This window comes from Agromyces sp. NPDC056389, assembly GCF_042262385.1.
In the GTDB taxonomy this organism is placed as follows: domain Bacteria; phylum Actinomycetota; class Actinomycetes; order Actinomycetales; family Microbacteriaceae; genus Agromyces.
The window spans coordinates 136,881-161,568 of record NZ_JBHJPN010000001.1; the positions used below are offsets into that span (position 1 = coordinate 136,881).

Consider the following 24,688-nt stretch of genomic DNA (forward strand, 5'->3'; position numbering starts at 1 on the left):
CCCTCGAGCCGGCTTCGGGGTGACCGTGGCCGGATATTCTGAAGGACGGAACAGGAGGGTCTGTGGACGAGCGCACCGCTGCCGACGCGTCTGCCGCCGGCGACGGCGACGGCGCTGCTGTCGAGCGCTCGACCGCGGTGCGCGACAGCCTCGCCGTGGGGCTCGCGACGGCGATCTACGGTGTCTCGTTCGGCGCGCTCTCGGTGGCCGCCGGCCTCGACATCTGGCAGACCTGCTTCCTCAGTCTCGTGATGTTCACCGGGGGCTCGCAGTTCGCGCTCGTGGGCGTGCTCGCGAGCGGGGGCGTCGCGGCAGGAGGGTCGGCGATCGCCACCGCGGCGATGCTCGGAATCCGCAACGTCGTCTACGGCATGCGCATGAAGCCGATCGTCGACGACGTCGACCCTGCCACCGGGCGCGGCAGCATCTGGCGTCGCATCGCGGCGGCCTGGGTCACGATCGACGAGTCGACGGCCGTCGCCCTCGCGCAGCCGAACGATCGCGCCGCGCGCGTCGGCTTCTGGGTGACCGGCATCACGATCTTCGTCGGGTGGAACCTGACGACGCTCGCCGGCGCCCTCATCGGCGACGCGATCGGCGACACGCGCGCCTGGGGACTGGATGCCGCGGCGGCCGCTGCCTTCCTCGGGCTCCTGTGGCCGCGCCTCAAGCGATTCCAGGCCGGCGCCGTCGCGGTCGCCGCGGCCGTCGTCGCGACCCTCACGACGCCCGTGCTCATGCCGGGCCTCCCCGTGCTGGTCGCTGCCGTGGTCGCGATCGTCGTCGGCTGGTTCAACCTCTTCGATCGGCGGCGCGCGTCGTGACGACCTGGCACACCATCCTCATCGCGAGTGCGGCGACGCTCGCGCTCAAGCTCGTCGGGCACCTCGTGCCGGCCGGGTTCCTCGAGCGCGAACGTCCGGCGCGCATCGCCGACCTCCTGACCGTCGCGCTGCTCGCTGCGCTCATCGCGGTGCAGACCCTCGGCGTCGGCCAGGAGATCGTGCTCGACGCGCGGGTTCCCGCGCTGATCGTCGCCGCGGCGCTCTATGCGCTCAGAGTGCCGTTCATCGTGGTCGTCGCGGTTGCCGCGCTCGTCGCCGCGGGCATCCGCGCACTGGCGTGATCCGGGGCCACGCGGCATCCGCTGGGTTGGGAGCGGTCAGGCGTCGAGGTCGTCGACGCCCGGCATCCACTGCTGGCCGGGCCGTCCCCAGCCGAGCTTGCGGGTGATCTTCGCGACGATGCGCTGATCGCGCTCACCGAGGCGGTCGACGTAGAGCGTGCCGTCGAGGTGGTCGAACTCGTGCTGGAAGATGCGCGCGAGCCATCCCTCGGCCTCGATCTCGAATCGCTTTCCATCGAGGTCGGTTGCACGGAGGATCGCGCGCTCGGCGCGGCGCAGCCCGAATCGTTCGCCGGGGAACGAGAGGCAGCCCTCCTCCTCGTCGATGTCGGGTTCGCCGGCAGGCGGCGGGGTGATCCAGAGCTCGGGATTGATCGCGACGCCCCGCCAGCGCGTGCCGTCTTCATCGACCCATCCGTACGTGAAGAGACGCAGCCCGGCGCCGACCTGCGGGCCGGCGAGGCCGACGCCCGGCGCGGCATCCATCGTGTCGAACATGTCGGCCACGAGGGTGCGGATCTCGTCGTCGATCTCCGCGACGGGGAGGGCGGGGGAATGCAGCACCGGGTCACCGGTGATTCGAATGGGGAGCACGGCCATTCGGCAAGGATATCCGGCACGGAACGGGTAGGGTCGATGCGTGGAACCGGACCTGAGCGACCTCACCGAGCAGATCGCACTCGACCCCACCCAGTTCATCGGAATCCCGCTCGCCCTCGTCGGCGCCGTGTTCCTGTCCCTCGGAGCGCAGTTCCAGCACCGGGGCGTCGTCAAGGTCGAGTCGCGCACCGTCGACAGCTTCGGCAAGGGGCTGAACTTCAAGCAGCTCGCGCTGCTCCTCGCGCGGCCGTCATGGGTCATCGGCACGGTCATGCTCGGCCTCGCGATCGTGTTCCAGCTGTCGAGCCTCTACTTCGCACCCCTCATCGTGGTGCAGCCGCTCGGGGCGATCGCGCTCGTCATCACCTCGATCCTCAACTCGCGCATCAACCACGTGAAGCTGAACAGCAAGTCGATCACGGCGATCGTGATGTGCGTCGGCGGTGTCTTCCTCTTCGTCGGCGTCGCGGCGTTCACAGCGGTCGACAAGCCGGTCACCGACCGGCAACTGATCACGATCCTCATCATCCTCGCCGTCGTGCTCGTGCTCGCCGGCGTCACGTTCGCGCTGTTCCGCCAGCACATCCGCGCGATCTACTACGTCATCATGGCCGGCGTGCTCTACGGCTTCGTCGCCACCCTCGCCAAGGTCGTGATCGGTCGGGTCGAGCAGGGGGAGTTCGAGTGGCTCACCGCGCTCTGCGTGATCGGCCTGCTCGGCGCCGCCGCCCTCGGCGCGTACTTCGTGCAGAACGCGTACGCCTCCGGCCCGCCCGACCTGGTCATCGCCGGGCTCACGGTCGTCGACCCGATGGTCGCCGTCGCGATCGGCATCGCCGTGCTCGGTGAGGCGTCGCAGGCGCCCCTCTGGGCGATCGGCGTCTTCATCGTGGCGGGGGTCATCGCCGTCTGGGGCGTCTTCCAGCTCGCCCGAAACCACCCCCAGACGCGCCTGTGAGCTGAACGAAGCCGGCTCCGACGACATGCGCGCGCTGGGGAGCATCCTCTACGCTGCGTAGACTATCGTCGGATTCATTCCGCGCGTCGAGCCGCCTGCCGCAGCGCCCCGATGCCCCGACGAGGGCCGATCGCCCTCGATCCCTTGAAATGGTGAGGAACAACCCCACGTGTCAGACACCCCCGGTGCGAGTACTCCCGGCACCGCCGGAGCCGAGACCGAGCGACCGCTCACGGTTCTGATCGGCGCCGACACCTTCGCCCCCGACGTCAACGGCGCAGCGCGCTTCGCCGAGCGACTCGCAGCAGGCCTCGCCGAGCGCGGCCACGACGTGCACGTCATGGCCCCCGCCGGGAACCGCAAGCACGGCACCTGGAAGGAGGTGCACGAGGGTCAGGAGATCACGGCGCACCGCCTGCTCAGCTGGCGCTGGTATCCGCACGACTGGCTGCGCTTCGCGCTGCCGTGGCGCATCAAGCAGAACAGTGCCAGAGTCATCGACCAGGTCAAGCCCGATGTCGTGCACTTCCAGTCGCACATCATCACCGGCCGCGGCCTCTCCGTCGAAGCCCAGAAGCGCGGCATCCGCATCGTCGGCACCAACCACTTCATGCCCGAGAACATGCTCGAGTTCACGCTGCTGCCCGCGGCGTGGCAGGAGTGGGCCGTGGGTCTCGCCTGGAAGGCGGCACGCCGCACCTTCGGACGCGCCGAGTCCGTGACGACGCCGACCCGCAAGGCCGCGCAATTCCTCGAGAAGCACACCGGCCTCGTCGGCGTGCACGCGATCTCGTGCGGTATCGACGCGCACAAGTACTCGCCGAGCTGGGAGCCGCGCACCGAGAACCGCATCCTCTTCGTCGGCCGGGTCACGGGCGAGAAGCAGATCGACGTGCTGCTGCGCGCGCTCACGCTGCTGCCGAAGGAGCTCGACGCGAAGGTCGAGATCGTCGGTGGTGGCGACCAGAAGAAGCACCTCGAGCACATGGCGGTCGAACTCGGCATCGCCGACCGCGTGAAGTTCACCGGCTACGTGACCGACGACGAGCTCCGCGAGGCCTACCACCGCGCGTCGGTGCTCGCGATGCCCTCGATCGCCGAGCTGCAGAGCATCGTCACGATGGAGGCCATGGCATCGGCCCTGCCCGTCGTCGCCGCGAACGCGATGGCGCTGCCGCACCTCGTGCACGACGGCGAGAACGGCTACCTCTTCGAGCCCAGCAACGCCGAAGACCTCGCCGCGAAGCTCCGCGTCGTGCTCGAGGCATCGCCGGCCGAGTACCGGGCGCTGAAAGAGGGCTCGATCCGACTCATCGCCGCACACGACATCCAGCGCACGATCTCGACCTTCGAGAGTCTGTATCGTGGGAAGCCGGTGACCGATCCGGTCACCGACGCCGCACCGGCCGCCACTTCGGAGTGACCCGGTGCTCGGGGCGGTAGCTCAGCTGGTCAGAGCAGTGGACTCATAATCCATCGGTCACGGGTTCAAGTCCCGTCCGCCCTACCGTAAATCGACATGATCAGGGTTTCTTGCCTCGAATAGAGGGCAAGGACTTGATGTCGTCAACGTTTATTCGCAGGTGCGCACGAATGTGGGCGTGCGCGGCATCGACGAGGCGACGTGTACCGCCCAGATCGTACCTATTGCAGGTGGGTGTACACGCGCTCCTTCGCGCGCAGCAATACGCATCCGCTGTCGTCGAATCGTCGTCAGGCGGTCCGAGAAGAGGCGGCGGACGTCAGATGAGGCTGGGTCTGCCAGAGTGTTCGGTATAGGGGACGCCGACAGTACGAGCCCCGAATCCACACGTGAGCCTCGCGTTGGGATCCGGAGGCGTAGGCCGCGAACCGCGGTCAGACTCCGGTCTCGGCCGGGAGGCGTCCGGACGCGACGGCTCGGCGCAGCAGTTCGAAGTCAGCCTCGGCGACATCGGCGTAGGCGGCCGACCATGCCGCCGTCGCCTCGGCGAATTCTTCGGATCGGCCGAGGTAGCCCATGATCGCAGCTGAGGCGGGGGACTGCCCGTGCGCCCGAGCCAGGAGTGCGGCGCACAGCGCACCGTACGAGCGGAACTGGCCGGTGTCGAGCGTGTCCGGTTCGATCGACCCCTTCATGTCGCGGAACTGCCGCCAGTAATAGTCCACCCGGTAACGGTCCGCGGAGTCACCGGCCCAGCCGCGGATCCATCCGACGAAAAGGTCGGAGTTCGCCTGCAGGATCCGCTGGGCGGCGACGACGCGGTGGCCCTCGATGAAGTCAGTCGCGCCGGGGCGACCGGGGATGATCGACCGCCGGCCCCCGTACGTCGTCAAGACGGACGGCGGAGCCTCCTTGGCCTGGAGGAACAGCATGTCGCCGGTGGGGCCCTCAACTGCGATCAGGTAGCAGCGGGTGCCGACGCTGCCGACACCGACGACCCGCAGGGCGAAGTCGACAACGTGGTACTGCTCCAGCAGGAACGCGATGTCCTCGCGCAGGGTCGCGCGGTATTGGGTGAAGAGGTCGGTGACCTCGCCCAAGGTCGCGTGGTCGACGTGGCGCAGGATGGGAGGTTGATCGACGATGCGGATGCCGCCGTCGACCGATATTGTCGTCAGGCGCTGCAGGAGCCGCTCGGACGTGCGTGTGCGGGCCTTCTTCGCCGCTTTGCGGACCGTCCGCTCGCCTTTCTCCCCGAGGTGACGTGCGACCGAGGACGTGTCGACCCGGGTGTAGTAGCGCTCCCGCGTGGAGAGGCGGCAATAGCCCCGCAACATCTCGCGGTACGCGTCAGCCGCGGCAAAGGCCGCGTCGCGGCATGCGTCCTCGCTCAAGCCAATGTCGCGCCCGCTGATGTACACGCTCGCCGTGAGCCGGCGCACGTCCCACTCCCACGGCGCGACACCGCCCTCGTCGAAGTCGTTGAGGTCGAAGACGAGCGCGCGTTCGGGCGAGGCGAAGAAGCCGAAGTTCGAGATGTGGGCATCGCCGCAGGAGACGACCTCGAGGTCTGTGGTGGGTGCACCGCGCAGGTCGGCCGCCATGACCGCCGCCGTGCCCCGGTAGAACGAGAACGGCGATTGCAGCATCCGTCCCACCCGGACCGGCACGAGATCCTTCAGTCTCGACGCGTTCTGTTCCTCGAGGATGCCGAGGGGATCCCGATCGACGGGGAGGGCCAGCTCGGCCAAGCCTCGCCGCGGCAGACGCTTGCGCACCCGGCGCGCGGCTTCCTCCGCGGGTGACCGTCGCTCGTCGTTGCCCATAGGGCAGGCTACCGCGTGACGGGGAGTGACCGGGGCCGACGCACAAATCCCGAGAGGCCATACGGCGGCGGTGGGCCAGCCCGCCGAACTCGCCCCCGCCTACGTCTTCCTGGCTTCAGCGGAGTCCAGCTACGTCGTCGGCTCGACGCTCCATGTCAACGGCGGCAAGCCCTCCCCGTGACGTCCTGAGGCCGCGACTCAATAATGCGGTGAGAAGATCCTGATGAGGGCCAGATCAGTCGAGGCTAAGCCAACAGTCGACGGAAGCGTGAAATCGCCGCAGACTCCAAGCGATCGCGGGTTCGAGTCCCGTCCGCCCTGCTCCCTGATGCACATGATCGGGTCAGGCATATCGTCGATCCTGCAGTCTGGGGTTTCGTTGTGCTCGAGCACGAGAACGTGAGCCTGGTCAGGCTGACGGTGACCTTGCGTCGAGGGTGCCGCGCCGATCGTCGTCGGTCGTGATGAGGCGCATGAAAGTCTCGAGCAAGGGCAGGGTCTCGCGCGACGGGTCGAGCAGCGCCTGAATTCGCAACCCGTCGATCATCGCCATGAGCATCGTGACCTTGTCGTCGGCGGTGAGTTCTTCGCTGTCGTGCGCGGTGGTGAGTTGGCCGCTCGAGAAGTGAACGCGCATTCGCGCGCGGCGAGCGATGAAGAAGTCGTGCGCCGGGTGCTCGGGGTTGGTTGCGGCGACGGTGATGGCGAGCCAATTCCGCTGGTGTTCCGGGTGGGAGAACTCGTCGGCGAGCACGGTCGAGAGCACGCGTTCTGCGGCAACCTCGGACTGCATGATGCGGCGCGCCACCTCTTCATCGTCGTCGTCGCGCTGGGCGAGGGCGGCGAGCAGGAGTTCGTCTTTGCTGGCGAAGTGGCGGAGGAGCGCTGCATGCGTCAGGTCGGCTCGGGCGGCAATGTCGCGGAGCGACGCACGCTCGTATCCATGTTCCGCGAAGCTCGCGAGTGCGGCGCGGACGATCTCGGCGCGGCGTGCCGGCGTGCTCGCGTACGGTCCGCGCCGGCCTCGAGCGGGGGCTGTTGGCGCCGCGGCATCCGGCGCCCCGACGATGACCGAGGAGTTCGAACCGTGCATGTCTTCTCCCTGTCGGCGCATTCATCGAGTCTGGCAGACCAGCATCTGTAGCCGACTTGCCAATCGTAACCGCTGTGGTTACTCTTGGCCACAACGTAACCACTGTGGTTACTTTTGAGGAATCCCTCAGCATGGCCCGCGTACGATCGCGTGGTCGGCTTCACCGATGAAGGAGTCAATGGTGACGAAGAACGAGCCGGGCGCGGAGCAAGCCGCCGGCCTCGCCGTGTCCGACGCGAATGTCGCGCCGGTGGTCGACAGCGCGGTGGCTGAGCCGCAGCAGCCGATGAGCAAGGGCTACATCGTCTGGCTCATGCTCGCGAGCTTCGGGGCATCGATGGCGATGATGGTCCCGCTCTCGTACGGCATTGCAGTTCGGATCACCGAGCTCGCGCCGGGACACGAGGAGTTCCTGGGCTTCATCACCGGCATCGCACAGGCCGTCTACCTCGTCATCAGCCCGCTCGTCGGCATCTGGAGCGATCGCACGCGCTCGCGGTTCGGTCGTCGGAGCCCGTTCATCTATCTCGGGACGGCGATCGGCCTCGCGGGACTCGTCGTCATCGGCCTTGCGCCGAACTTGCTCATCGTCGGTGCCGGTTGGGTGCTCGGCATGGTCGGCTGGTCGATCGCCGGTGCGGCCCTTCAGACGATCCAAGCCGACAAGCTGCCCGAATCGCAACGCGGCAAGGTGTCAGCCCTCACCGGACTCATGACGCAGATCGCACCGGTGCTCGGCATCGGCGTCGCCTACGCGGTGTCGTCCAACACGTTCCTGGTCTTCGTCGTGCCGGGTGCGATCGGCGCCGTGCTCCTCGCGCTCTTCCCGCTCATCAAGCCCGAGGGCAGCTCGAAGGACCTCGCACCGTCGACGCAGGTCACGGTTCGGTCCGTCGTCTCGAGTTACGGCTTCAACATCCGCAAGTACCCCGACTTCGCGTGGAACTGGCTCGGTCGATTCGTCTTCTTCATCGGACTGTACTTCAACACGACCTTCGGTACGTTCTTCTACGCTCAGCGCCTCGACATGCCCGTGCGCGAGGTCGCCGGCGTGGTCGCCACCGTGGGCATGATCGGCGTGCTCGCAGCCGCCATCGGTGCGATCGCCGGCGGATTCCTGTCCGACAAGCTCCAGCGTCGTCGCCTCTTCGTCATGATCGCCGCCGTGCTGTTCGTCGTCGGCGCGGTCGTCGAAGCCACCGCATGGTCGCTTCCGCAGATCGTCGCCGGCGCCGTGCTCATGCAGCTCACGATCGCGGTCTTCGCGACCGTCGACCAGGCGATCGTCTACGCGATCATCCCCGAGCGCGATCAGGCGGGCCGGTACATGGCGGTCATCCAGTTCGCCCAGAAGATCCCGAGCGCCGTCGCGCCTCTGCTGGCCGGTCTGGTGATCATGCTCGGCGCGACAGGCGGTGAGAAGAACTACACCCTGCTGTACCTGCTCGGTGGCGGGTTCGCGTTCGTCGGCGGCCTCATCATCCTGCTCAAGGTCAAGTCGATCCGATGATCCGGGCCCCCGCCCGTCCCGATCTCCCTGCAGCAGCGAAGGAAGCGATCTACCATGCTCACCGCACCCTCCGACCTGGCCGTCGACGCCGGCGGCGACGGCTTCACCGTCACCGGTGCCACGCCGCGGCTCTCGTGGAAGGACCCCGTCGACCGCGACATCCGCACCGCCTATGCGGTCGAAGCCGTGATCGACGATGCCGAGCCGCTCGTCGCCGAGGTGACCGGCCGCCGCCTGATCACCTGGCCGTTCCAGTCTCTGCGAAGCGGTCAGCAGGTGCGGTGGCGTGTTCGCGCCGCATCTGAGGAAGCGACGGATGCCGCGTGGTCCGCGGTCGCGTTATTCGAGGCGGGCCTTCTCGACGAGGACTGGACCGCGCGCTGGATCTCTCCGGTCGAGGCACCCGTCGGCTCCGACGGCGACCCCGGATACGGGCACCGCTCGGCTCACGTGCTCGCGGGCAGCTTCACGGTCGCCGGCGCAGTCGTGACCGCACGGCTCTACACGACCGCGCTCGGGGTCTACACGGCGACCGTGAACGGCGAGCGTGTCGGCACGGTCGAGCTCGCGCCGGGTTCCACGTCGTACGACCGCACGCTCTACGCGCAGGCTGCCGACGTCACGGCCCTGGTCCGTGACGGCGACAACGCCATCGAGTTCGAGCTCTCCGACGGTTGGTTCCGCGGCCAGGTCGGCGCGTTCCGGCTCCCTGCCGAATGGGGCACGACGCTGGGTGCCCGCGTCGAACTGCACCTCGAGCTCGCCGACGGTACCCGGCGAGTGGTGGTCAGTGACGAGACGTGGACGAGTCGCACCTCGGCGATCGCGCGCGCCGACCTCATGGACGGGCAGACGCTCGACCTCTCGGCGCCGCGCTCGGCCAAGGCATCCGTACTCGTCGATGTCGTCGACGCACCATTGATCGACTGGTCGCCCGCGCCGCCGGTCCGCGTCGTGGAGACCCGCGCGCCGGTCGAGCTCCGCCGCCTCGCCGCCGACGCGTGGCTCGTTGACTTCGGGCAGAACGCGTCCGGCTGGATCCGCCTCACCGACCTCGGCGTACCGGGCACCCGCACCGTCATCGACTACGGCGAGGCGCTCAGTCGCGGCGGCGATCTCGACACTTCGCACCTCGACTCCGAACGGCCCGAGGGCCGCAAGGCGTTCGTGCAGCGCGACGAGGTCGTCGCGGGGGAGCAGGGCAGAGTCTTCGAGCCCCGCCACACCGTGCACGGCTTCCGTTACGCGCGGATCACGAGGTCCGACGGAGGCGCGCTCGCACCGGCATCCCTCGAGATGCGCATCGTGCAGACCGACCTCCGCCGTACCGGCGCGTTCGCGTGCAGCGACGACGAACTGAACCGCCTGCACGAGATCGCCGACTGGAGCTTCCGCGGCAACGCCGTCGACGTGCCCACCGACTGCCCGACCCGCGAGCGGCTCGCCTGGACCGGTGACTACCAAGTGTTCGCGCCGATGGCGACCCGCCTCTACGACGTGCACGGGTTCAGCCGCAAATGGTTGCGGTCGGTACGCGACGACCAGCTCGACGACGGCCGCATCGCGAACTTCTCACCGGACGGCCGGCGCATCAAGCACCACCTCGACGACCAGTTCGCCATGATGACCGGCTCGTCCGGCTGGGGCGACGCGATCGTCGCCGTGCCGTGGGAGATGTACCTTTCGTATGGCGACGAACTGGTTCTCGCCGAGAACTTCGGAGCGATGGTCCGCTGGGTCGAGTGGGCGCTCGATCAGGCGCGCACAACCCGGCATTTCGCGCGGGTGCAGGCATCGCCCGAGCCCCAGCCGTTCGAGCAGTACCTCTGGGACGGCACGTTCCACTGGGGCGAGTGGACCGAACCCCAGCAGCGCGACGCCGACGGCAACCGCATCGATCCCATCAAGCACAACCCGATGGCCTGGTTCATGGCCGACAAGGGCGAGGTCGGCACCGCGTACCTGCACAGATCTACCGCGACGCTTGCCCGCATCGCGGGCGTCCTGGGGCGGGACGAGGATGCCGCCCGCTACGCGGCGATCGCCGAGCGAATCGCGGACGCTTGGCAGCAGGCGTACCTCCGCCCCGACGGCACGACCACGACCGACACCCAGGCCGCCTACGTGCGCGCTCTCGCGTTCGGCCTCGTGCCCGACGAATTGCGCGAGGCCGCAGCCGACCGACTCGTCGAACTGATCCGGGCAGCGGGCACGCACGTCGGAACCGGCTTCCTCGCGACCGGGGACCTGCTCCCGGTGCTCGCAGACCACGGGCGGGCGGATGTCGCGTACGAGCTGCTGCAGCAGCGGAGCGCGCCGTCGTGGCGTTACATGCTCGACCGTGGCGCGACCACGGTCTGGGAGGACTGGGAAGGCATCGACGAACAGGGCGACACCCACGAGTCCCTGAACCACTACAGCAAGGGCGCCGCGATGCGCTTCCTGCACACCCACACGCTCGGGCTCCGGCAGGAGGCCAACTCGATCGGATGGGAGCGGGTCGTCATCGAGCCCGTCCCCGGCGGCGGCGTCACCTGGGCCCGCGGCTCGCACGACGGCCCGCAAGGCATCATCAGGGTCGATTGGCGGATCGAGGGCGATCGGATGTCGCTGTCCGCCGACATCCCGTCCGGCACGACCGCTCGTGTCGTCATGCCCGAGGGCTCCGAGCACCGGATCGGCGCTGGCCGCTTCACGACCTCGGCACTGCTGCCCGTGCACGATGCCGCGCCCGCCACGGCGTGACCCGCCCGCCGCGGCACCGGCACGCGGCATCCAGAACCGAAATCACCCCCGCTCAACGAACGAGAGGAACGAACCCATGACCGCCTTCCCCGATGGATTCCTGTGGGGCGCCGCAACCGCGGGCCACCAGATCGAGGGCAACAACGTGAACAGCGACTGGTGGGCGCGCGAGCAGATGATGCCCGGCATGGAGCTCTCCGGCGACGCCGTCGACAGCTACCACCGCTACGCCGAGGACATCCGCCTGCTGGCCGAAGCCGGACTGACGTCGTACCGGTTCAGCCTGGAGTGGTCGCGCATCGAGCCGGTGCGCGGGTACTTCTCGAAGGCCGAGCTCGCCCACTACCGACGGGTGATCGACTGCTGCTTCGAGCACGGGGTGACCCCGGTCGTGACGCTGCAGCACTTCACCACGCCGCAGTGGTTCGCCGCCCTCGGCGGCTGGGACGGCCCCGAGGCGCAGGAGCTGTTCTGTGCCTACGTCGAGCAGGCCTGCACCATCCTCGACGGCGTCGAGTGGGTCGCGACCATGAACGAGCCCAATATGCAGGCCGCGATCATGACCGCGATGCGCCACCTCGCGGCATCCGGCGGTGAATGGACCAGTCCCACGGTCGAGGCCGACGGCGACGACGAGAAGAAGCAGACCCACAGCGAGTTCCTCACGTACGCAGATCCCGAGATCGGGCGCCTGTTCACCCGCATCCACCACGCGGCCCGCGCGATCGTTCGCGAGCGCACCGGCGCGAAGGTCGGTTGGACGATCGCAGCCGGCGCGCTGATCGCGGCACCCGGCGGTGAGGAGAAGCTGCTCCAGATCCGCTACGGCAAGGAGGACGTCTACTGGGAGGGTTCGCGCGGCGACGACTTCGTCGGAGTTCAGGCGTACTCGAGCCAGCAGGTCGACGCGAACGGACTCGTGCCGCACCCGCCCGCTCCCGACAACACGCTCGTCGGGACCTCGTTCCGTCCCGACTCGCTTGCGATGGCGGTGCGCCACGCCTGGGAGATCAGTGAGCACACCCCGATCGTGATCACGGAGAACGGCATCGCCACGGCCGACGACACCCAGCGCATCCGCTACACCGATGAAGCCCTGCAGGGCCTCGCGGGCACGATCGTCGACGGCATCGACGTGCGCGGCTACCTGCACTGGTCGCTGCTCGACAACTTCGAATGGGGCCACTGGGAGCCGACGTTCGGCCTGATCGCGGTCGACCGCGACACATTCGCGCGCACCCCGAAGCCGAGCCTCGCCTGGCTCGGCGCGGTCGCCCAGCGCAACGGACTCGAGTCGGCGGAGGTCGCAGCGTGAGTTTCCCGTTCGCAGACGTCTCGACCCGCTCGCTGGCCGACCTGCTCTCGCTCGCCGGCCGTCGCGCCGTCGTCACCGGTGCCGCACAGGGGCTGGGCAAGGCCATCGCGGCGCGCCTCGCCGAAGCTGGTGCCGACCTCCTGTTGATCGACCTGAACGGGGATGCCGCGCGCGATGCCGCTTCGGAGATCGCCGACCGGTATGGCGTTCGGGTCGCGAGCACGCACGCCGACGTCGCAGACGCAGCCTCGGTCGCGGATGCCGCGGACCTCGCGGTCGCCGAACTCGGCGGCATCGACATCTGGGTCAACAACGCCGGGATCTTCCCAAACGCACCCGTCACGATGATGCCCGACGAGATGTGGGACGCGACGTTCGCGGTCAATGCCCGCGGCGTCTTCCTCGGCTCCCGCGAAGCGGCACGCCGCATGTCGGCCGACGGATCCGGCGGCGTCATCGTCAACATCATCTCGACGGCCGGCGTGCAGGTGGCCTTCCCCGGCATGGCCGCCTACGTGGGATCGAAGCACGCGGCGCTCGGCATGACGAAGTCGCTCGCGGTCGACCTCGCCCCGCTCGGCATCCGCGTGCTCGGCGTCGCGCCGAGCTTCGTGCCGACCGAAGGCAACATCGCCGCCGCGAAAGCCGGCGCCGAAGCCGCCGCCGCGGCCGGCATCGAGATGCCACCACTCGACGTGATGAGCACGAGCAGGATCGGCCGAATGGGCACCCCCGACGACATCGCCCGTGTGGTGCTGTTCGCCGCGAGCGACCTCTCGATGATCATGACGGGCAGCACGCTGCTCGCCGATGCGGGCGAGACGATCTGACTCATGCCGCCCACGGCGCAGCGGCCGCTGCGAGGGATCCAGCAGATCCAGATCGGCCGGATCACGTCGACCGAAGACCAGGCGCGCGAAACACTGGCGCGCCTGGTCTCGGTCGGGTTCGAAGCGATCGAGCTCAACGGCTTCATGACGCGGCCGACACCGCGCTTCGTCCGGGCACTGACGTGGGCGGCTGGGATGCCGGTGGGCCGCGGAGGCCGCCTCGACTGGCCGCGGCTGGTCGAGGAGTCAGGCCTCTCGATCGCGGCCCTGCATGAGGACTTGGGGACCATCGAGTCTGGCACCGGGGCGGTCGCCGCACGCGCCGCGGCGTTCGGCACCCGCAACGTCGTCGTCACCGGCATGCACCGGTTCGACTACGGCAACGAGGCCGCGGTGATGGAACTCGCGCACCGACTGACCGCCGTCGGGCGGGCCCTCGCGAGCGAGGGAATCCAGCTTCTCTACCACAACCACACCGCCGAATTCCGGCGAACGGGCTCGGGCGGCACCGCATTCGAGGCGCTCGTGGACCGAACCGACGCGGACGCGGTCGGCTTCGAACTCGACTGCTTCTGGGCCGCAACCGCCGGTGCGGACCCGCTCCGGCTCCTCGATGCACTCGGCGAGCGGGTGCGCCTCCTGCACATCACCGACCGCGGCTCGCGCGTCACCGGCCCGACGATGACGCCGATCGTCAAGGTGGACAGCGTCGAACTCGGCACCGGGAACCTGGCCATCGACGCGATCGTCGAGCGAGCGGCATCCCTGCACGTGGAAGCGGTGATCCTCGAGACCCACAAGAACTGGATCGATGGATCCCCGCTGCGCAGCGCCGAAGTGAGCGCGCAGGTGCTTCGGCGGTTGCTTCCGGCCTGATCGACCTCGACTCCCGACGGCCCGCCTCGCAGCGCCGGCGTGATAGCCGGTGGCGTCACCCTCCTCGACTGACCCCACCAATTTCTCCCAAAGACAGGAATCGAACATGCACATCGCGAACAAGGTCTTCGTCGTCACCGGCGCCGGCAACGGCATCGGACGCGAGACGACGCTCCGCCTCCTCACTGGTGGAGCATCGGTCGCCGGGGTCGATCTCAATGCCGACGGGCTCGCTGAGACCGCCCGGCTCGCCGGAGCAGGCGACCGGTTCTCTCAGCACGTGGCGAACATCACCGACCGCGAGGCGGTCGCCGGGCTTCCGGCGGCCGTCGAAGCGGTGCACGGCCAGGTCGACGGCATCGTGAACATCGCCGGCGTGATCCAGAAGTTCGTCAAGGTGGTCGACCTGCCGTTCTCCGAGATCGACAAGGTCATGAACGTGAACTTCGGCGGCGTCATGAACATGTGCAAGGTGTTCCTGCCAGTCCTGCTCGCGCGCCCCGAGGCGGCGATCCTCAACGTCGCGAGCATGGGCTCGTACGCACCCGTGCCCGGCCAGGCCGTCTACGGCGCCTCCAAGGCCGCGGTCAAGCTCCTGACCGAGGCCCTCTACGCCGAGCTCCTCGATACGAACGTGCAGGTGAGCGTCGTGTTCCCGGGTGCGATCGGCACCGACATCGCGGCGAATTCCGGCGTCAGCCTCGCGGGCGACGCTTCAACCGAGACCGCCGCGTACAAGACGACCAGCCCGGTCCAAGCCGGCAAGGTCATCGTCACTGCGATCGAGAAGGCTCGATTCCGCGCCACGATCGGGTCCGACGCTGCGGCGATGGACCGGCTGGCCCGCCTCAATCCGCGGCTCGCGACCACCCTGATCGCCAAGCAGATGGGCGAACTCCTCGAGGCGTGACGGCCGAAGTCCCCGGTGACGCGGGCCAGAGCGCAGTCGAATGTGGCTCTGGCCCGCGTTTGTCATGTGGTGCTGTCTCCGCGTCTGCAGGTCTCGCCGGTTCTCTTCTATGTTCGCCCTGGGACTTCTATCAGGCGGCGGGCTCGTCTTCCTACTCTTGCCTTCGGCTCATCAGGACGCCGACGGAACGAGCCGTCGGCGGACCGAGCGGAATTCTCGAAGGAGCGAACACGCAATGGCGCGTAACCCGAAGCAGACGGCCAGTGAGGCGGACGGCGTCACCTACCGTCGCGCCAAGACGTGGGAGATCGCCCTCTCCCAGATGAACAACGGTTCGGCGATGATCTTCTACGTCCTCGTCGGCCTCATGAGCTACCTGCAGAACGCCGGCTACGGAATCGCAGTCGCCGCGGCGGGGCTCATTCTCACGCTCACTCGCGTCTTCGACGGACTGATCGACCCCCTGCTCGCGCTGATCATCGAAAAGGTCGACTTCCGCTTCGGCAAGCTGCGCTTCTTCATGCTCAGCGGTTGGGCGATCCGATCCCTTGCGATCCTGCTGCTCTTCGTCTGGGCCCCCGACAATGGATTCGGCGCGGTGTTCTTCATTGCGATCTACGTCGTCTACATCATCGGATCGTCGATGAACGACATCGCCGGGCAGATGAGCGGACCGGTGCTCACCAACGACCCACGGCAACGGCCATCAGTCCAGGTATGGGCCACCGTCTACGCGTATTTCGTGCCTGCGATCTTCTCGATCCTCTCGACCATCGTCTTCCTGCCTCGCCACGGCAACCAATTCACGGTCGAGATGCTGAGCGAGACCGCGCTCACCTACGTGGCCTGCTCGCTGGTGTTCCAGATCCTCGCCTGCATCGGCGTCTCCCGCGTCGATAAGCCCGAGAACTTCACCCACGTCTCGGTCGACCGCACCAAGGCCGACGTGTCGATGCGCGACATGTGGAACCTGCTGACTAAGAACGGTCCGTTCCAGCGCTTCCTGATCAGCGGTGCAGCCGACAAGCTCGCCCAGGTGGTGAAGTCTCAGGCCGTCATCGGGACGCTCATGTGGGGCATCCTGCTCGGCAACATGCAGCTCGGATCGGTGCTCGGCCTCATCGCGATCCTCCCGGGAATCGTGTTCGCGATCTTCGGTTCGCGCTACACCGGCAAGCACGGCTCCAAGGCCGCCACCATCACATGGACCTGGCTCTGCCTGATCCTCGCCGTGATGCTGACCGTGTTCTGCCTGGTGGTCGACATGGGCTCCATTCTCGGCAACCTCGGGCTCACGATCGGGTTCTTCCTCGTCTACCTGCTGCTGAACGGCACGTCGATGGTGGTCACCGTGGCGCAGGGCGCCATGCGGGCCGACGTCATCGACTACGAGCTCGATCGCTCAGGAAAGTTCCTGCCCGCGACGGTCACGGCGACGTACAACATCGTCGACCAGATCATCTCGTCGCTCGGGGCGGCGCTGGCTCTCGGCGCCGTCGCGCTGATCGGGTTCACGGCGGTGATGCCCCAGCCCACTGACAGCCCGTCGACGGCGATCCTGCTGATGAGCCTCGCGTTGTTCTTCGGCCTGCCGATCCTCGGATGGGCGATCTCGCTGATCGCCATGCGCGGCTACAAGCTCGACCGAACCGAGATGATCGAGGTGCAGAAGCGCGTCGCCGAGAAGAAGGCCACCCTGCAGGCAGCGGAAGCTGAAGGTGAGGCGGTGCTCGCCTGACGTAACGCCGACATCGAGGGCCGCGGATCGCAGATCCGCGGCCCTCGTATGGGTCAGGCGGTGTGAGCCTCGCGATAGGCGCTCGGCGTCATGCCGTGAGCCTCTCGGAACACCTTCACGAAGTAGTTCGCGTCGTCGTACCCGACGAACAATGCGATGTCGCGCACGCTCTGAGTCGTCGTCGTGAGCAAGCGGGCCGCGCGTTCGGCTCGCCGCTGGGCCGTGTACGCGACGATGGTCATGCCGGTCGCCGACTTGAAGCGCCGAGCGAGCGTGGACGCGGACACCCCCAGCCGATCTGCGAGTTCTGTCGTCGAGACCTGGCTACTGAGGTGGAGATCGATCTCGTCGGCGACCCGACGCACCAGGGGCGGATACTCGCGCTGGTTGTGACGTCGGACGTGTCGACAGAAATCGGTGACCATCTGCGCGGTGAACACGGCCGAACGCTTCGGGTCGGAGGAATGCCCGATACGGTGCAGTCGCTGGGCGTACTCCTGCGAGATCGCATCGACGGTCACAGGGGGCAGCCCGCCTCGCTGCGCGGCGACTCGGGCCATGATCCGCAGGATGGTGGTGCCGAGGAACGGCGTGTTCAGATAACTGATGGTCTGCGGCATCCGCCCCATGCGTTGCAAGGCAGAGAGAGCTCGTTCGGACGAGCCTTCCGCGACGGCGTCCATGAACTCCCGTTCGAGTCGGTATCGCTCTTCGATGACGGTGAATGCGGCGGACTGGGGAGCTTCCCGGATGCCGGGGGCGATCGTTCCGCCCTCGGCCTCGACCTCGCGGAGGCTGCCGAGCGCGTCTTCGCCACCGCCCGCGCGGAGCACGGTTGCAGCTCCGCGGTAGACGTACTCGGCGTCGACGATCGGATACCGGGTGCGGTAGAGCTTGTAGATCTGCAGGTGGGCGCTGGGGATGCCCAACCTGCTTATGGCCTCTTCGGCGACACCCGGATGCATGGGCTCGTGCGTGTACGGGCCGATGATGAGCAGACGGTCGCCCCAGCGGACGAGCGAGATCGCCATGCCGAGCGGCTCCCGGATCTCGTGCACGACCTGGCGGTCCATGTCTCGCACGAACCCCCGGAGCACCGAGGCGGTGAACGCAGGCTGGATACGAGAGTCGAGGCAGTGCGCCGACTCGAACGCGTCGAGTGCCGGTGCGATGTCGGTCGTGAGCTCGATCGGGCAGCTCAGGACATCGGCCACCGCGGCAGCGATGGGCTCGAGTACGTCCCGCGGATGTGCGTGCGAAGGCGTCGTCATCGAAGTGCCTCGGTTCGTGTACAGGGAAGAGGTGACGATTCAGTTCTGATCGTGCGCGATCAGTTCTATCATGCGTCGATCTGTGGTTCGTATCGTGGTGGAGCCCCGCCGGCGCGCGCCGGCGCACTCTCGTCGAAGGAGACTCCCATGACGCAGCCCGCTGCCCCTCACGCCCGCCGGGCCACGTTGATCCACGAGGGGTGGGCGTTCTCGCCCGTCGAACTGCCTGCAGACGCGAACTGGGACACGGTTGCCGCGGCGGGTGAGCAGGTCGTACTACCGCACACGTGGAATGCGACAGACGGGCAGGCGGGCGGCGACTACCGCCGCGGTCGCTCGACGTACGCACGGGTGATCGAGGCCGAGGGGCCCGATGTCGAGACCTGGGTCGAGTTCGCGGGTGTGAACTCGTCGACCGAGGTGTACCTGGACGGCCGCCTCCTCACGACTCACGATGGCGGCTACTCGACCTTCCGCGTCAATCTGACGGATGGGTTGTCGGACGGATCGGGAACGCTCGTCGTGATCGTGGACAACGCCAAGAACGAGCGGGTGTACCCGCAGCAGGCCGACTTCACCTTCTACGGCGGCATCTACCGCGAGGTGCGACAGATCACCGTCGGGCGCGAACACTTCGACCTCGCAGGCCATGGCGGCCCGGGTCTGATCGTCACCCCGACGCTCGACGGCGACCGCGCCGAGGTCGCGCTCAACGCGGCCGCGGTCACGAATGCCAGCGCGTCGGCGACCGGCGTGCGCTTCGCCGTCGACGGAGAAGCCGCCGTCGCCGTGGCGCTCGTCGACGGGGCAGCGAGCGCCACGCTGACGATCGAGCACGTCCGTCGTTGGCACGGTCTGCGCGACCCGCATCTGTACACGGCCCGAGCCGAACTCCTTGCCGGCGACGTCGTGCTCGATGTCATCGAACTGCGGTTCGGCTGCCGCGAGTTCGCAGTCGACCCGCAACGCGGCTTCCTGCTGAACGGGGAGGAGTACCCGCTCCGCGGGGTGTCTCGTCATCAGGATTTCGAGGGCGTCGGCAACGCGATCACCGAAGAGATCAAGCAGCAGGATCTCGCCCTGATCCGAGAGCTCGGTGCCACGACTGTGCGGCTCGCGCACTACCAGCACGACCAGCGCTTCTACGACCTCTGCGACGAAGCGGGACTCGTGGTATGGGCCGAGATCCCTCAGATCACCGTGTTCCTCCCGGGCGCGACCGACAACGCCCGCGACCAGCTCGTCGAGCTGATCCTGCAGAACCGCCACCACGCGAGCATCATCTCGTGGGGCCTGTCGAACGAGATCACTCTCGCCGGCTCGGGCGAGGACGTGGTCGCGGCCCACCGTGAGCTGAACGACCTCGCCCACGAGCTCGATCCGTCCCGTCTGACCGCCATGGCGAACCTCTTCCTCCTCGAGACCGATCACCCGCTGGTCGGACTGCCCGACGTGATGTCGTACAACCTCTACTTCGGTTGGTACGTCGGCGAGGTTGCCGACAACGACACGTGGCTCGACGACTTCCACACGGCGAACCCCGAGGTCGCGATCGGGCTCGCCGAGTATGGCGCGGATGCGAACGCCCAGTTCCAGTCCGCTGCTCCCGAGAAGGGCGACTACACCGAGAGCTATCAGGCGCTCTATCACGAGCACATGGTCGGCATGATCGAGGCGCGGCCGTGGCTGTGGGCCACTCACGTGTGGAACCTCGCGGACTTCGGATCCGCCGGACGTGACGAGGGCGGCGTCGCGGGCCGCAACCAGAAGGGCCTCGTCTCGTTCGACCGCTTGCTGAAGAAGGACGCGTTCTACGTGTACAAGGCGGCGTGGTCGCGCGAGCCGTTCGTGCATGTCGCAGGTCGTCGACGCAAGGAACGGGCGGAGGATGTCACCGAGGTGATCGTGTATTCGAATCAAGATCGGGTCGTGCTGTCGGTCGACGGCGTCGAGGTCGGCGCGGTCGACGGGAGTCGGGCATTCCGCTTCCTGGTCCCACTGACCGGCGAGCACGAGATCACCGCGCGATCGGGCGCGGCGACCGACACGATCGCGCTGCGCAAGGTCGACGAGGTGTCCGCCGCAACGGTGATGCCCACCACGACCATCGCCAACTGGTTCGACGAGGCCGAGTTGCCGACTCCCGCCGGATTCTTCTCCGTTCGCGACTCGCTCGGCGACATCAAGCAGTCCGAGGACGGCGCCCGCGTCATCGCCTCGGTGATGGAAGCCGTTGCGACCAGCCGTGGCGAGGTCGGCCACGGCGTCGAGATCCCGCCGGCCATGCAGGCCATCGTCGACCGTATGAGCGTGGAGAAGCTCATCAAGCAGGCCGGCGGCGTGTCCATCGAGCATGTCGCCGCGCTGAACGCCCAGCTCAACCTCATCGCGAAGTGACCATGCCGCCCCGAGATCCTGCACGGCTCCTGCCGGCCGACCCCTCGACCAGGGCGGTCGCGCTCGGCCTGTACGCACGGGTGGCGGACAGCCCGATCATCTCGCCGCATGGGCATGTGCCGCCGTCGCTGCTGTTGCGTGACGAGCCATACGCGGACCCGGTCGGGCTGTTGGTCACGGGTGACCACTACGTGACCCGCCTCCTGCACGCCGCCGGGGTCGACCTCGCCGACCTGGTCGTGGACGAGCCTGCCGGGCGAAATGCGCGCACGGTGTGGCGCACACTCGCCGCACACTGGCATCGCTTCGCCGGTACGGCGTCGGGCTACTGGATCGAGGAGGAGCTCGACGGGGTCTTCGGCATCACCACCCCGCTCGCGCCCGACACCGCGGATGCGATCTACGACGAGATCGCCGCCGCCCTGGTCCGTTCCGAGTTTCGGCCGCGAGCGCTGTTCGAGCGGTTCCGCGTTGAGTTCCTCGCGACTACCGACGACCCGCTCGACGACCTCGCCGCGCACGCGCTGCTTGCGGTATCCGACCTTCCCGGGCGGGTGGTTCCGACTTTCCGACCGGACCGATATCTCGATCCCGATGCGGTCGGGTTCGCGGGCAACGTCGAGCGACTGCTCGCCGCGACCGGACAACCCGGTGACTTCGCCGGGTACCTCGGCGCGCTCGAGGACCGGCGCGCGCACTTCATCCGGCATGGGGCCATATCCACGGATCACGGCGTCGAGGAGCTGTTCACGGTCGACCTCGACCCAGGGGAGGGTGAGCGGCTTTTCCAAGCGACGGTCGCCGGGAATGCGAGCGCGGGGGAGCGGCGTGCGTTCCGTGGGCACATGCTCGTGCAAATGGCGCGCATGAGCGTCGACGATGGCCTCGTCATGACGATCCACCCGGGCGTGCTCCGCAACCACTCGACGGCCACGCATGCCGGGTTCGGACCCGATACGGGTCATGACATCCCGGTCGCGACGGAGTTCACCCGCGGCATCCGCCCGCTGCTGGAGCGCTTCGGTCTCGCGCGTGACTTCCATCTCGTGCTGTTCGCGGTCGACGAGACCACCTACTCACGTGAACTCGCGCCGCTCGCGGGGTTCTACCCGAGCGTGTACCTCGGTGCACCGTGGTGGTTCCTCGACGCGCCCGACGCGATCGCCCGACACCGCGCCGCGGTCACTGAGACCGCGGGCTTCTACCGCTCGAGCGGGTTCATCGACGACACCCGCGCGTTCCTGTCGATCCCCGCCCGCCATGACACCGCCCGACGAGTCGACGCCGGGTTCCTCGCACGCCTCGTCGTCGAGGGTCGACTGCGCATGGATGCCGCGGAGCGCATCATCGACGACCTGGTCGACGCCATTCCCCGAGAGGTCTTCAAGCTGTGACCCCTGCAACCGACGTGCGCCTCGCGCGTGCCACGGCAGAGGTCCCTACGCCGCCGGAGCGGATCGTGCATCTCGGTCTCGGCGCGTTCCACCGCGCGCACCAGGCTTGGTACACGGCGCATGCGACCGACGCCGACGAGTGGGGTATCGTCGCGTTCACCGGTCGCAGCCGTGAGCTCGTCGATCGGCTCGGCCCGCAGGATGGCTTGTACACGCTCGTGGAGCGTGCAGCGGACGGCGACCGGTTTGAGCTGATTCCATCGATCGTGCGCGTCGAAGCCGGCGACGACGTGCCCGCGTTCGTCGCAGCCGTCGCCGACCCGCAGGTCGCGATCCTCACGCTCACGATCACCGAAGCGGGGTACCGGCTCGCCGCCGACGGTTCGCCGAGCCTCAAGGATGTCGCCGTGGCATCCGATGTCGCGCTACTTCGCGCCGCCTTCACCGATGCCGGTGAGCGGGAGCAGGCCCGGCCTGGGACTGCGTTGGGCCGGATCCTGCTCGCGCTCGACGCCAGGCGTCGCGCCGGCGGTGGCCCGATCGCGCTCGTGTCCTGCGACAACCTGCCCGACAACGGCGGGCTCCTGGGACGCGCGCTGGCCGACCTCGCCCGCCGAACATCGCCCGACCTCGCCGCCTGGTTGGGGTCGTCGGTCTCGGTCGTCTCGACCTCGATCGACCGCATCACGCCGGCGATCGACGCCGAAGTCGAGGCGCGCGCCGTTCACGAGGCCACCGGATGGCTCGACGCCGCGCCGGTCGTGACCGAGCCCTTCTCGGACTGGGTGCTATCGGGCGAGTTCCCGGCCGGGCGTCCGGACTGGGAATCCGCGGGCGCCCGGTTCGTCGAAGAGATCGCCCCGTGGGAGAACCGAAAGCTCTGGATGTTGAACGGCGCCCACACCGTGCTCGCGACCTTCGGCCAGACTCGCGGCCACGCCGTCGTGAGCGAGGCGATCGATGACCCGGTGTGCCGGGTTCTCGTCGAAGAGCTCTGGGACGACGACGCCCGACAGCTGCCGGGGTTCGACCTCGCCGACTACCGGGTCGCTCTCCTCGAACGCTTCCGCAACCCGCGTATCGAGCACCGCCTCGCACAGATCGCGCAGGACTCGACCACCAAGGTACGCCTGCGCATCGTGCCCGTCGCGCTCAGCGAACGCGCCGCCGGACGCGACGCGACGGGATGCGCCGCCGCGATCGCCGCATGGATGCACGGCGTGCGCGCCGGCACGACCCCCACACCCGAGGACATCGACCCGACCGTGGCGGCCGAACTCGACGCATCCGACCAGCACGCGCTCCTCGCCGCGTTGGATCCACGACTCGCGGATGACGCAGGCTTCGCCCAACGTGTTGCCGAAGCGGTCACCGCACTCGACATCCTGACCCCACACCCCGCTCACCCACGATTCACGGAGCAACCCTATGAGCATGATCATCGACCAGGCTGAGGTCATCGTCACCAGCCCCGACCGCAACTTCGTCACGCTGAAGCTGACGACCGCCGATGGGCTGACCGGCCTCGGTGACGCGACCCTGAACGGCCGCGAACTCGCGGTCGTCGCCTACCTGCAGGAGCACATCGTTCCGCTGCTGATCGGCAGCGACGCGAGCCGCATCGAGGACACCTGGCAGTTCCTGTACCGGTCGGCGTACTGGAGGCGCGGCCCGGTCACGATGGCCGCGATCGCCGCCGTCGACATGGCCCTCTGGGACATCAAGGGCAAGGCCGCCGGCATGCCCGTCTACCAGCTCCTGGGCGGTGCGTCCCGCACCGGACTCCTCGCCTACGGCCACGCATCGGGCAAGGAGCTGCCCGAGTTGTTCGACTCGGTGCGCTCGCACCTCGAGCAGGGATACCGGGCCATCCGCATCCAGACCGGCGTGCCCGGGCTGAAGGCGATCTACGGCATCGCATCGCAGTCGGCCGAGACCGGCGGAGGCGAGGCGCGGTACGACCACGAGCCCGCCCGCCGCGGTGCGAAGCCCGTGCAGGAGGACTGGGACACGCGCGCGTACCTGCGGCACCTGCCCGGCGTGTTCGAGGCGGTGCGCAACGAGTTCGGCCCCGAGATCCCGCTGCTGCACGACGGCCACCACCGGATGACGCCGCTGCAGGCGGCGAAGCTCGGCAAGTCGCTCGAGCCGTACGACCTGTTCTGGCTCGAGGACTGCACACCGGCAGAGAACCAGGAAGCACTGCGGCTCGTGCGCCAGCACACCACGACGCCACTCGCGATCGGGGAGATCTTCAACACGATCTGGGACTTCAAGGACCTGATCCGCGACCAGCAGATCGACTACGTGCGAGGCGCCGTCACGCACATGGGCGGCATCTCGCCGCTGAAGAAGACCCTCGAGTACGCCGCGATGTACCAGGTGAAGTCGGGCATGCACGGCCCGACAGACATCAGCCCCGTCGGAATGGCCGCTGCGATGCACCTCGGCCTGTCGATCCACAACTTCGGCATCCAGGAGTACATGCGCCACGGCGCGAAGACCGACCAGGTCTTCGAACAGTCGTTCACGTGGGAGAACGGGCTGCTGCACCCGGGCGACAAGCCGGGCCTCGGCGTCGAGCTGAACCTCGACGAGGCAGGCAAGTACCCGTACGAGCAGGCATACCTGCCGTACAACCGGCTCGCCGACGGCACCGTCCACGACTGGTGAGAT

19 protein-coding genes, 1 tRNA gene and 1 pseudogene are annotated in these 24,688 nt (G+C 68.1%); 17 read left to right on the forward strand and 4 right to left on the reverse strand.

The window, feature by feature from the left end; all coding sequences use genetic code 11:
• Positions 1-137 precede the first annotated feature (137 nt).
• The gene (locus ACFCVM_RS00670) at positions 138-824 is read left to right on the forward strand and encodes an AzlC family ABC transporter permease (RefSeq protein ID WP_375836607.1); all 687 of its coding nucleotides are present in this window, start codon (positions 138-140) and stop codon (positions 822-824) included.
• Complete coding sequence (locus ACFCVM_RS00675; protein ID WP_375832696.1) at positions 821-1,126, forward strand: AzlD domain-containing protein; 306 nt, start codon at positions 821-823, stop codon at positions 1,124-1,126. Before ACFCVM_RS00670 ends, ACFCVM_RS00675 begins: the two co-directional genes overlap by 4 nt.
• A gap of 36 nt (positions 1,127-1,162) precedes the next feature.
• Here the strand turns inward: ACFCVM_RS00675 and def are convergent, their stop codons facing one another.
• Positions 1,163-1,726 (reverse strand): peptide deformylase, encoded by a 564-nt coding sequence (gene def / locus ACFCVM_RS00680; RefSeq protein ID WP_375832698.1) that lies wholly within the window; start codon positions 1,724-1,726, stop codon positions 1,163-1,165.
• A 40-nt stretch (positions 1,727-1,766) separates the two neighbouring features.
• On the opposite strand from def, the gene ACFCVM_RS00685 reads away from it, so the two are divergent.
• The 3 genes from ACFCVM_RS00685 to ACFCVM_RS00695 all read left to right on the forward strand — a co-directional run bounded on the left by ACFCVM_RS00685 (position 1,767) and on the right by ACFCVM_RS00695 (position 4,191).
• Entirely contained in the window at positions 1,767-2,684 is a 918-nt protein-coding gene (locus tag ACFCVM_RS00685; RefSeq protein ID WP_375832700.1) for a DMT family transporter, read from the forward strand.
• A gap of 169 nt (positions 2,685-2,853) precedes the next feature.
• The gene (locus ACFCVM_RS00690; protein WP_375832702.1) at positions 2,854-4,107 is read left to right on the forward strand and encodes a glycosyltransferase; all 1,254 of its coding nucleotides are present in this window, start codon (positions 2,854-2,856) and stop codon (positions 4,105-4,107) included.
• 10 nt (positions 4,108-4,117) lie between these two features.
• A tRNA-Ile gene (locus ACFCVM_RS00695) sits at positions 4,118-4,191 on the forward strand.
• A 350-nt stretch (positions 4,192-4,541) separates the two neighbouring features.
• On the opposite strand, the gene ACFCVM_RS00700 is transcribed toward ACFCVM_RS00695, so the two are convergent.
• The gene (locus ACFCVM_RS00700) at positions 4,542-5,933 is read right to left on the reverse strand and encodes a DUF2252 domain-containing protein (RefSeq protein WP_375832704.1); all 1,392 of its coding nucleotides are present in this window, start codon (positions 5,931-5,933) and stop codon (positions 4,542-4,544) included.
• A 73-nt stretch (positions 5,934-6,006) separates the two neighbouring features.
• Between ACFCVM_RS00700 and ACFCVM_RS00705 the strand changes: the two are divergent.
• A pseudogene (locus tag ACFCVM_RS00705) lies at positions 6,007-6,114 on the forward strand (SDR family oxidoreductase); the annotation flags it as partial.
• Between the two features lie 228 nt (positions 6,115-6,342).
• Here the strand turns inward: ACFCVM_RS00705 and ACFCVM_RS00710 are convergent.
• On the reverse strand, positions 6,343-7,047 hold the full coding sequence (locus tag ACFCVM_RS00710; RefSeq protein WP_375832706.1) for a TetR/AcrR family transcriptional regulator: 705 nt from the start codon (positions 7,045-7,047) through the stop codon (positions 6,343-6,345).
• A gap of 157 nt (positions 7,048-7,204) precedes the next feature.
• Between ACFCVM_RS00710 and ACFCVM_RS00715 the strand changes: the two genes are divergently transcribed.
• From ACFCVM_RS00715 to ACFCVM_RS00745, 7 genes are all read left to right on the forward strand, one after another.
• A complete protein-coding gene (locus ACFCVM_RS00715) occupies positions 7,205-8,536 on the forward strand; it encodes an MFS transporter (protein ID WP_375836609.1) in 1,332 nt (443 codons plus the stop codon).
• Positions 8,537-8,590: 54 nt separating this feature from the next.
• Positions 8,591-11,281: a family 78 glycoside hydrolase catalytic domain gene (locus tag ACFCVM_RS00720; RefSeq protein WP_375832708.1), complete on the forward strand. Its 2,691-nt coding sequence runs from the start codon at positions 8,591-8,593 to the stop codon at positions 11,279-11,281.
• A gap of 76 nt (positions 11,282-11,357) precedes the next feature.
• Positions 11,358-12,596, forward strand: a complete 1,239-nt coding sequence (locus tag ACFCVM_RS00725) for a glycoside hydrolase family 1 protein (RefSeq protein WP_375832710.1) — start codon at positions 11,358-11,360, stop codon at positions 12,594-12,596.
• Complete coding sequence (locus ACFCVM_RS00730; protein WP_375832712.1) at positions 12,593-13,426, forward strand: SDR family NAD(P)-dependent oxidoreductase; 834 nt, start codon at positions 12,593-12,595, stop codon at positions 13,424-13,426. The genes ACFCVM_RS00725 and ACFCVM_RS00730 overlap by 4 nt, the downstream gene beginning before the upstream one ends.
• A 3-nt stretch (positions 13,427-13,429) precedes the next feature.
• Positions 13,430-14,302, forward strand: a complete 873-nt coding sequence (locus ACFCVM_RS00735) for a sugar phosphate isomerase/epimerase family protein (protein ID WP_375832714.1) — start codon at positions 13,430-13,432, stop codon at positions 14,300-14,302.
• Between the two features lie 106 nt (positions 14,303-14,408).
• The gene (locus ACFCVM_RS00740) at positions 14,409-15,212 is read left to right on the forward strand and encodes an SDR family NAD(P)-dependent oxidoreductase (protein WP_375832716.1); all 804 of its coding nucleotides are present in this window, start codon (positions 14,409-14,411) and stop codon (positions 15,210-15,212) included.
• A gap of 235 nt (positions 15,213-15,447) precedes the next feature.
• Positions 15,448-16,950 carry an MFS transporter gene (locus ACFCVM_RS00745; protein ID WP_375832718.1) on the forward strand — a complete coding sequence of 501 codons (1,503 nt, stop codon included), beginning with the start codon at positions 15,448-15,450 and terminating at the stop codon, positions 16,948-16,950.
• Positions 16,951-17,003: 53 nt separating this feature from the next.
• On the opposite strand, the gene ACFCVM_RS00750 is transcribed toward ACFCVM_RS00745, so the two are convergent.
• A complete protein-coding gene (locus ACFCVM_RS00750) occupies positions 17,004-18,164 on the reverse strand; it encodes a helix-turn-helix transcriptional regulator (protein WP_375832720.1) in 1,161 nt (386 codons plus the stop codon).
• Positions 18,165-18,368: 204 nt separating this feature from the next.
• Here ACFCVM_RS00750 and ACFCVM_RS00755 point away from each other — a divergent pair, with 204 nt between their 5' ends.
• The 4 genes from ACFCVM_RS00755 to manD are packed head-to-tail and all read left to right on the forward strand — an operon-like array spanning position 18,369 to position 24,685.
• Positions 18,369-20,618: a glycoside hydrolase family 2 protein gene (locus ACFCVM_RS00755; protein ID WP_375832722.1), complete on the forward strand. Its 2,250-nt coding sequence runs from the start codon at positions 18,369-18,371 to the stop codon at positions 20,616-20,618.
• Positions 20,619-20,620: 2 nt separating this feature from the next.
• Positions 20,621-22,012, forward strand: a complete 1,392-nt coding sequence (gene uxaC / locus ACFCVM_RS00760; RefSeq protein ID WP_375832724.1) for a glucuronate isomerase — start codon at positions 20,621-20,623, stop codon at positions 22,010-22,012.
• Positions 22,009-23,466 (forward strand): mannitol dehydrogenase family protein, encoded by a 1,458-nt coding sequence (locus ACFCVM_RS00765; protein WP_375832726.1) that lies wholly within the window; start codon positions 22,009-22,011, stop codon positions 23,464-23,466. The genes uxaC and ACFCVM_RS00765 overlap by 4 nt, the downstream gene beginning before the upstream one ends.
• Positions 23,447-24,685 (forward strand): D-mannonate dehydratase ManD, encoded by a 1,239-nt coding sequence (gene manD / locus ACFCVM_RS00770; protein ID WP_375836611.1) that lies wholly within the window; start codon positions 23,447-23,449, stop codon positions 24,683-24,685. Before ACFCVM_RS00765 ends, manD begins: the two co-directional genes overlap by 20 nt.
• The last annotated feature ends 3 nt before the right edge of the window (positions 24,686-24,688 follow it).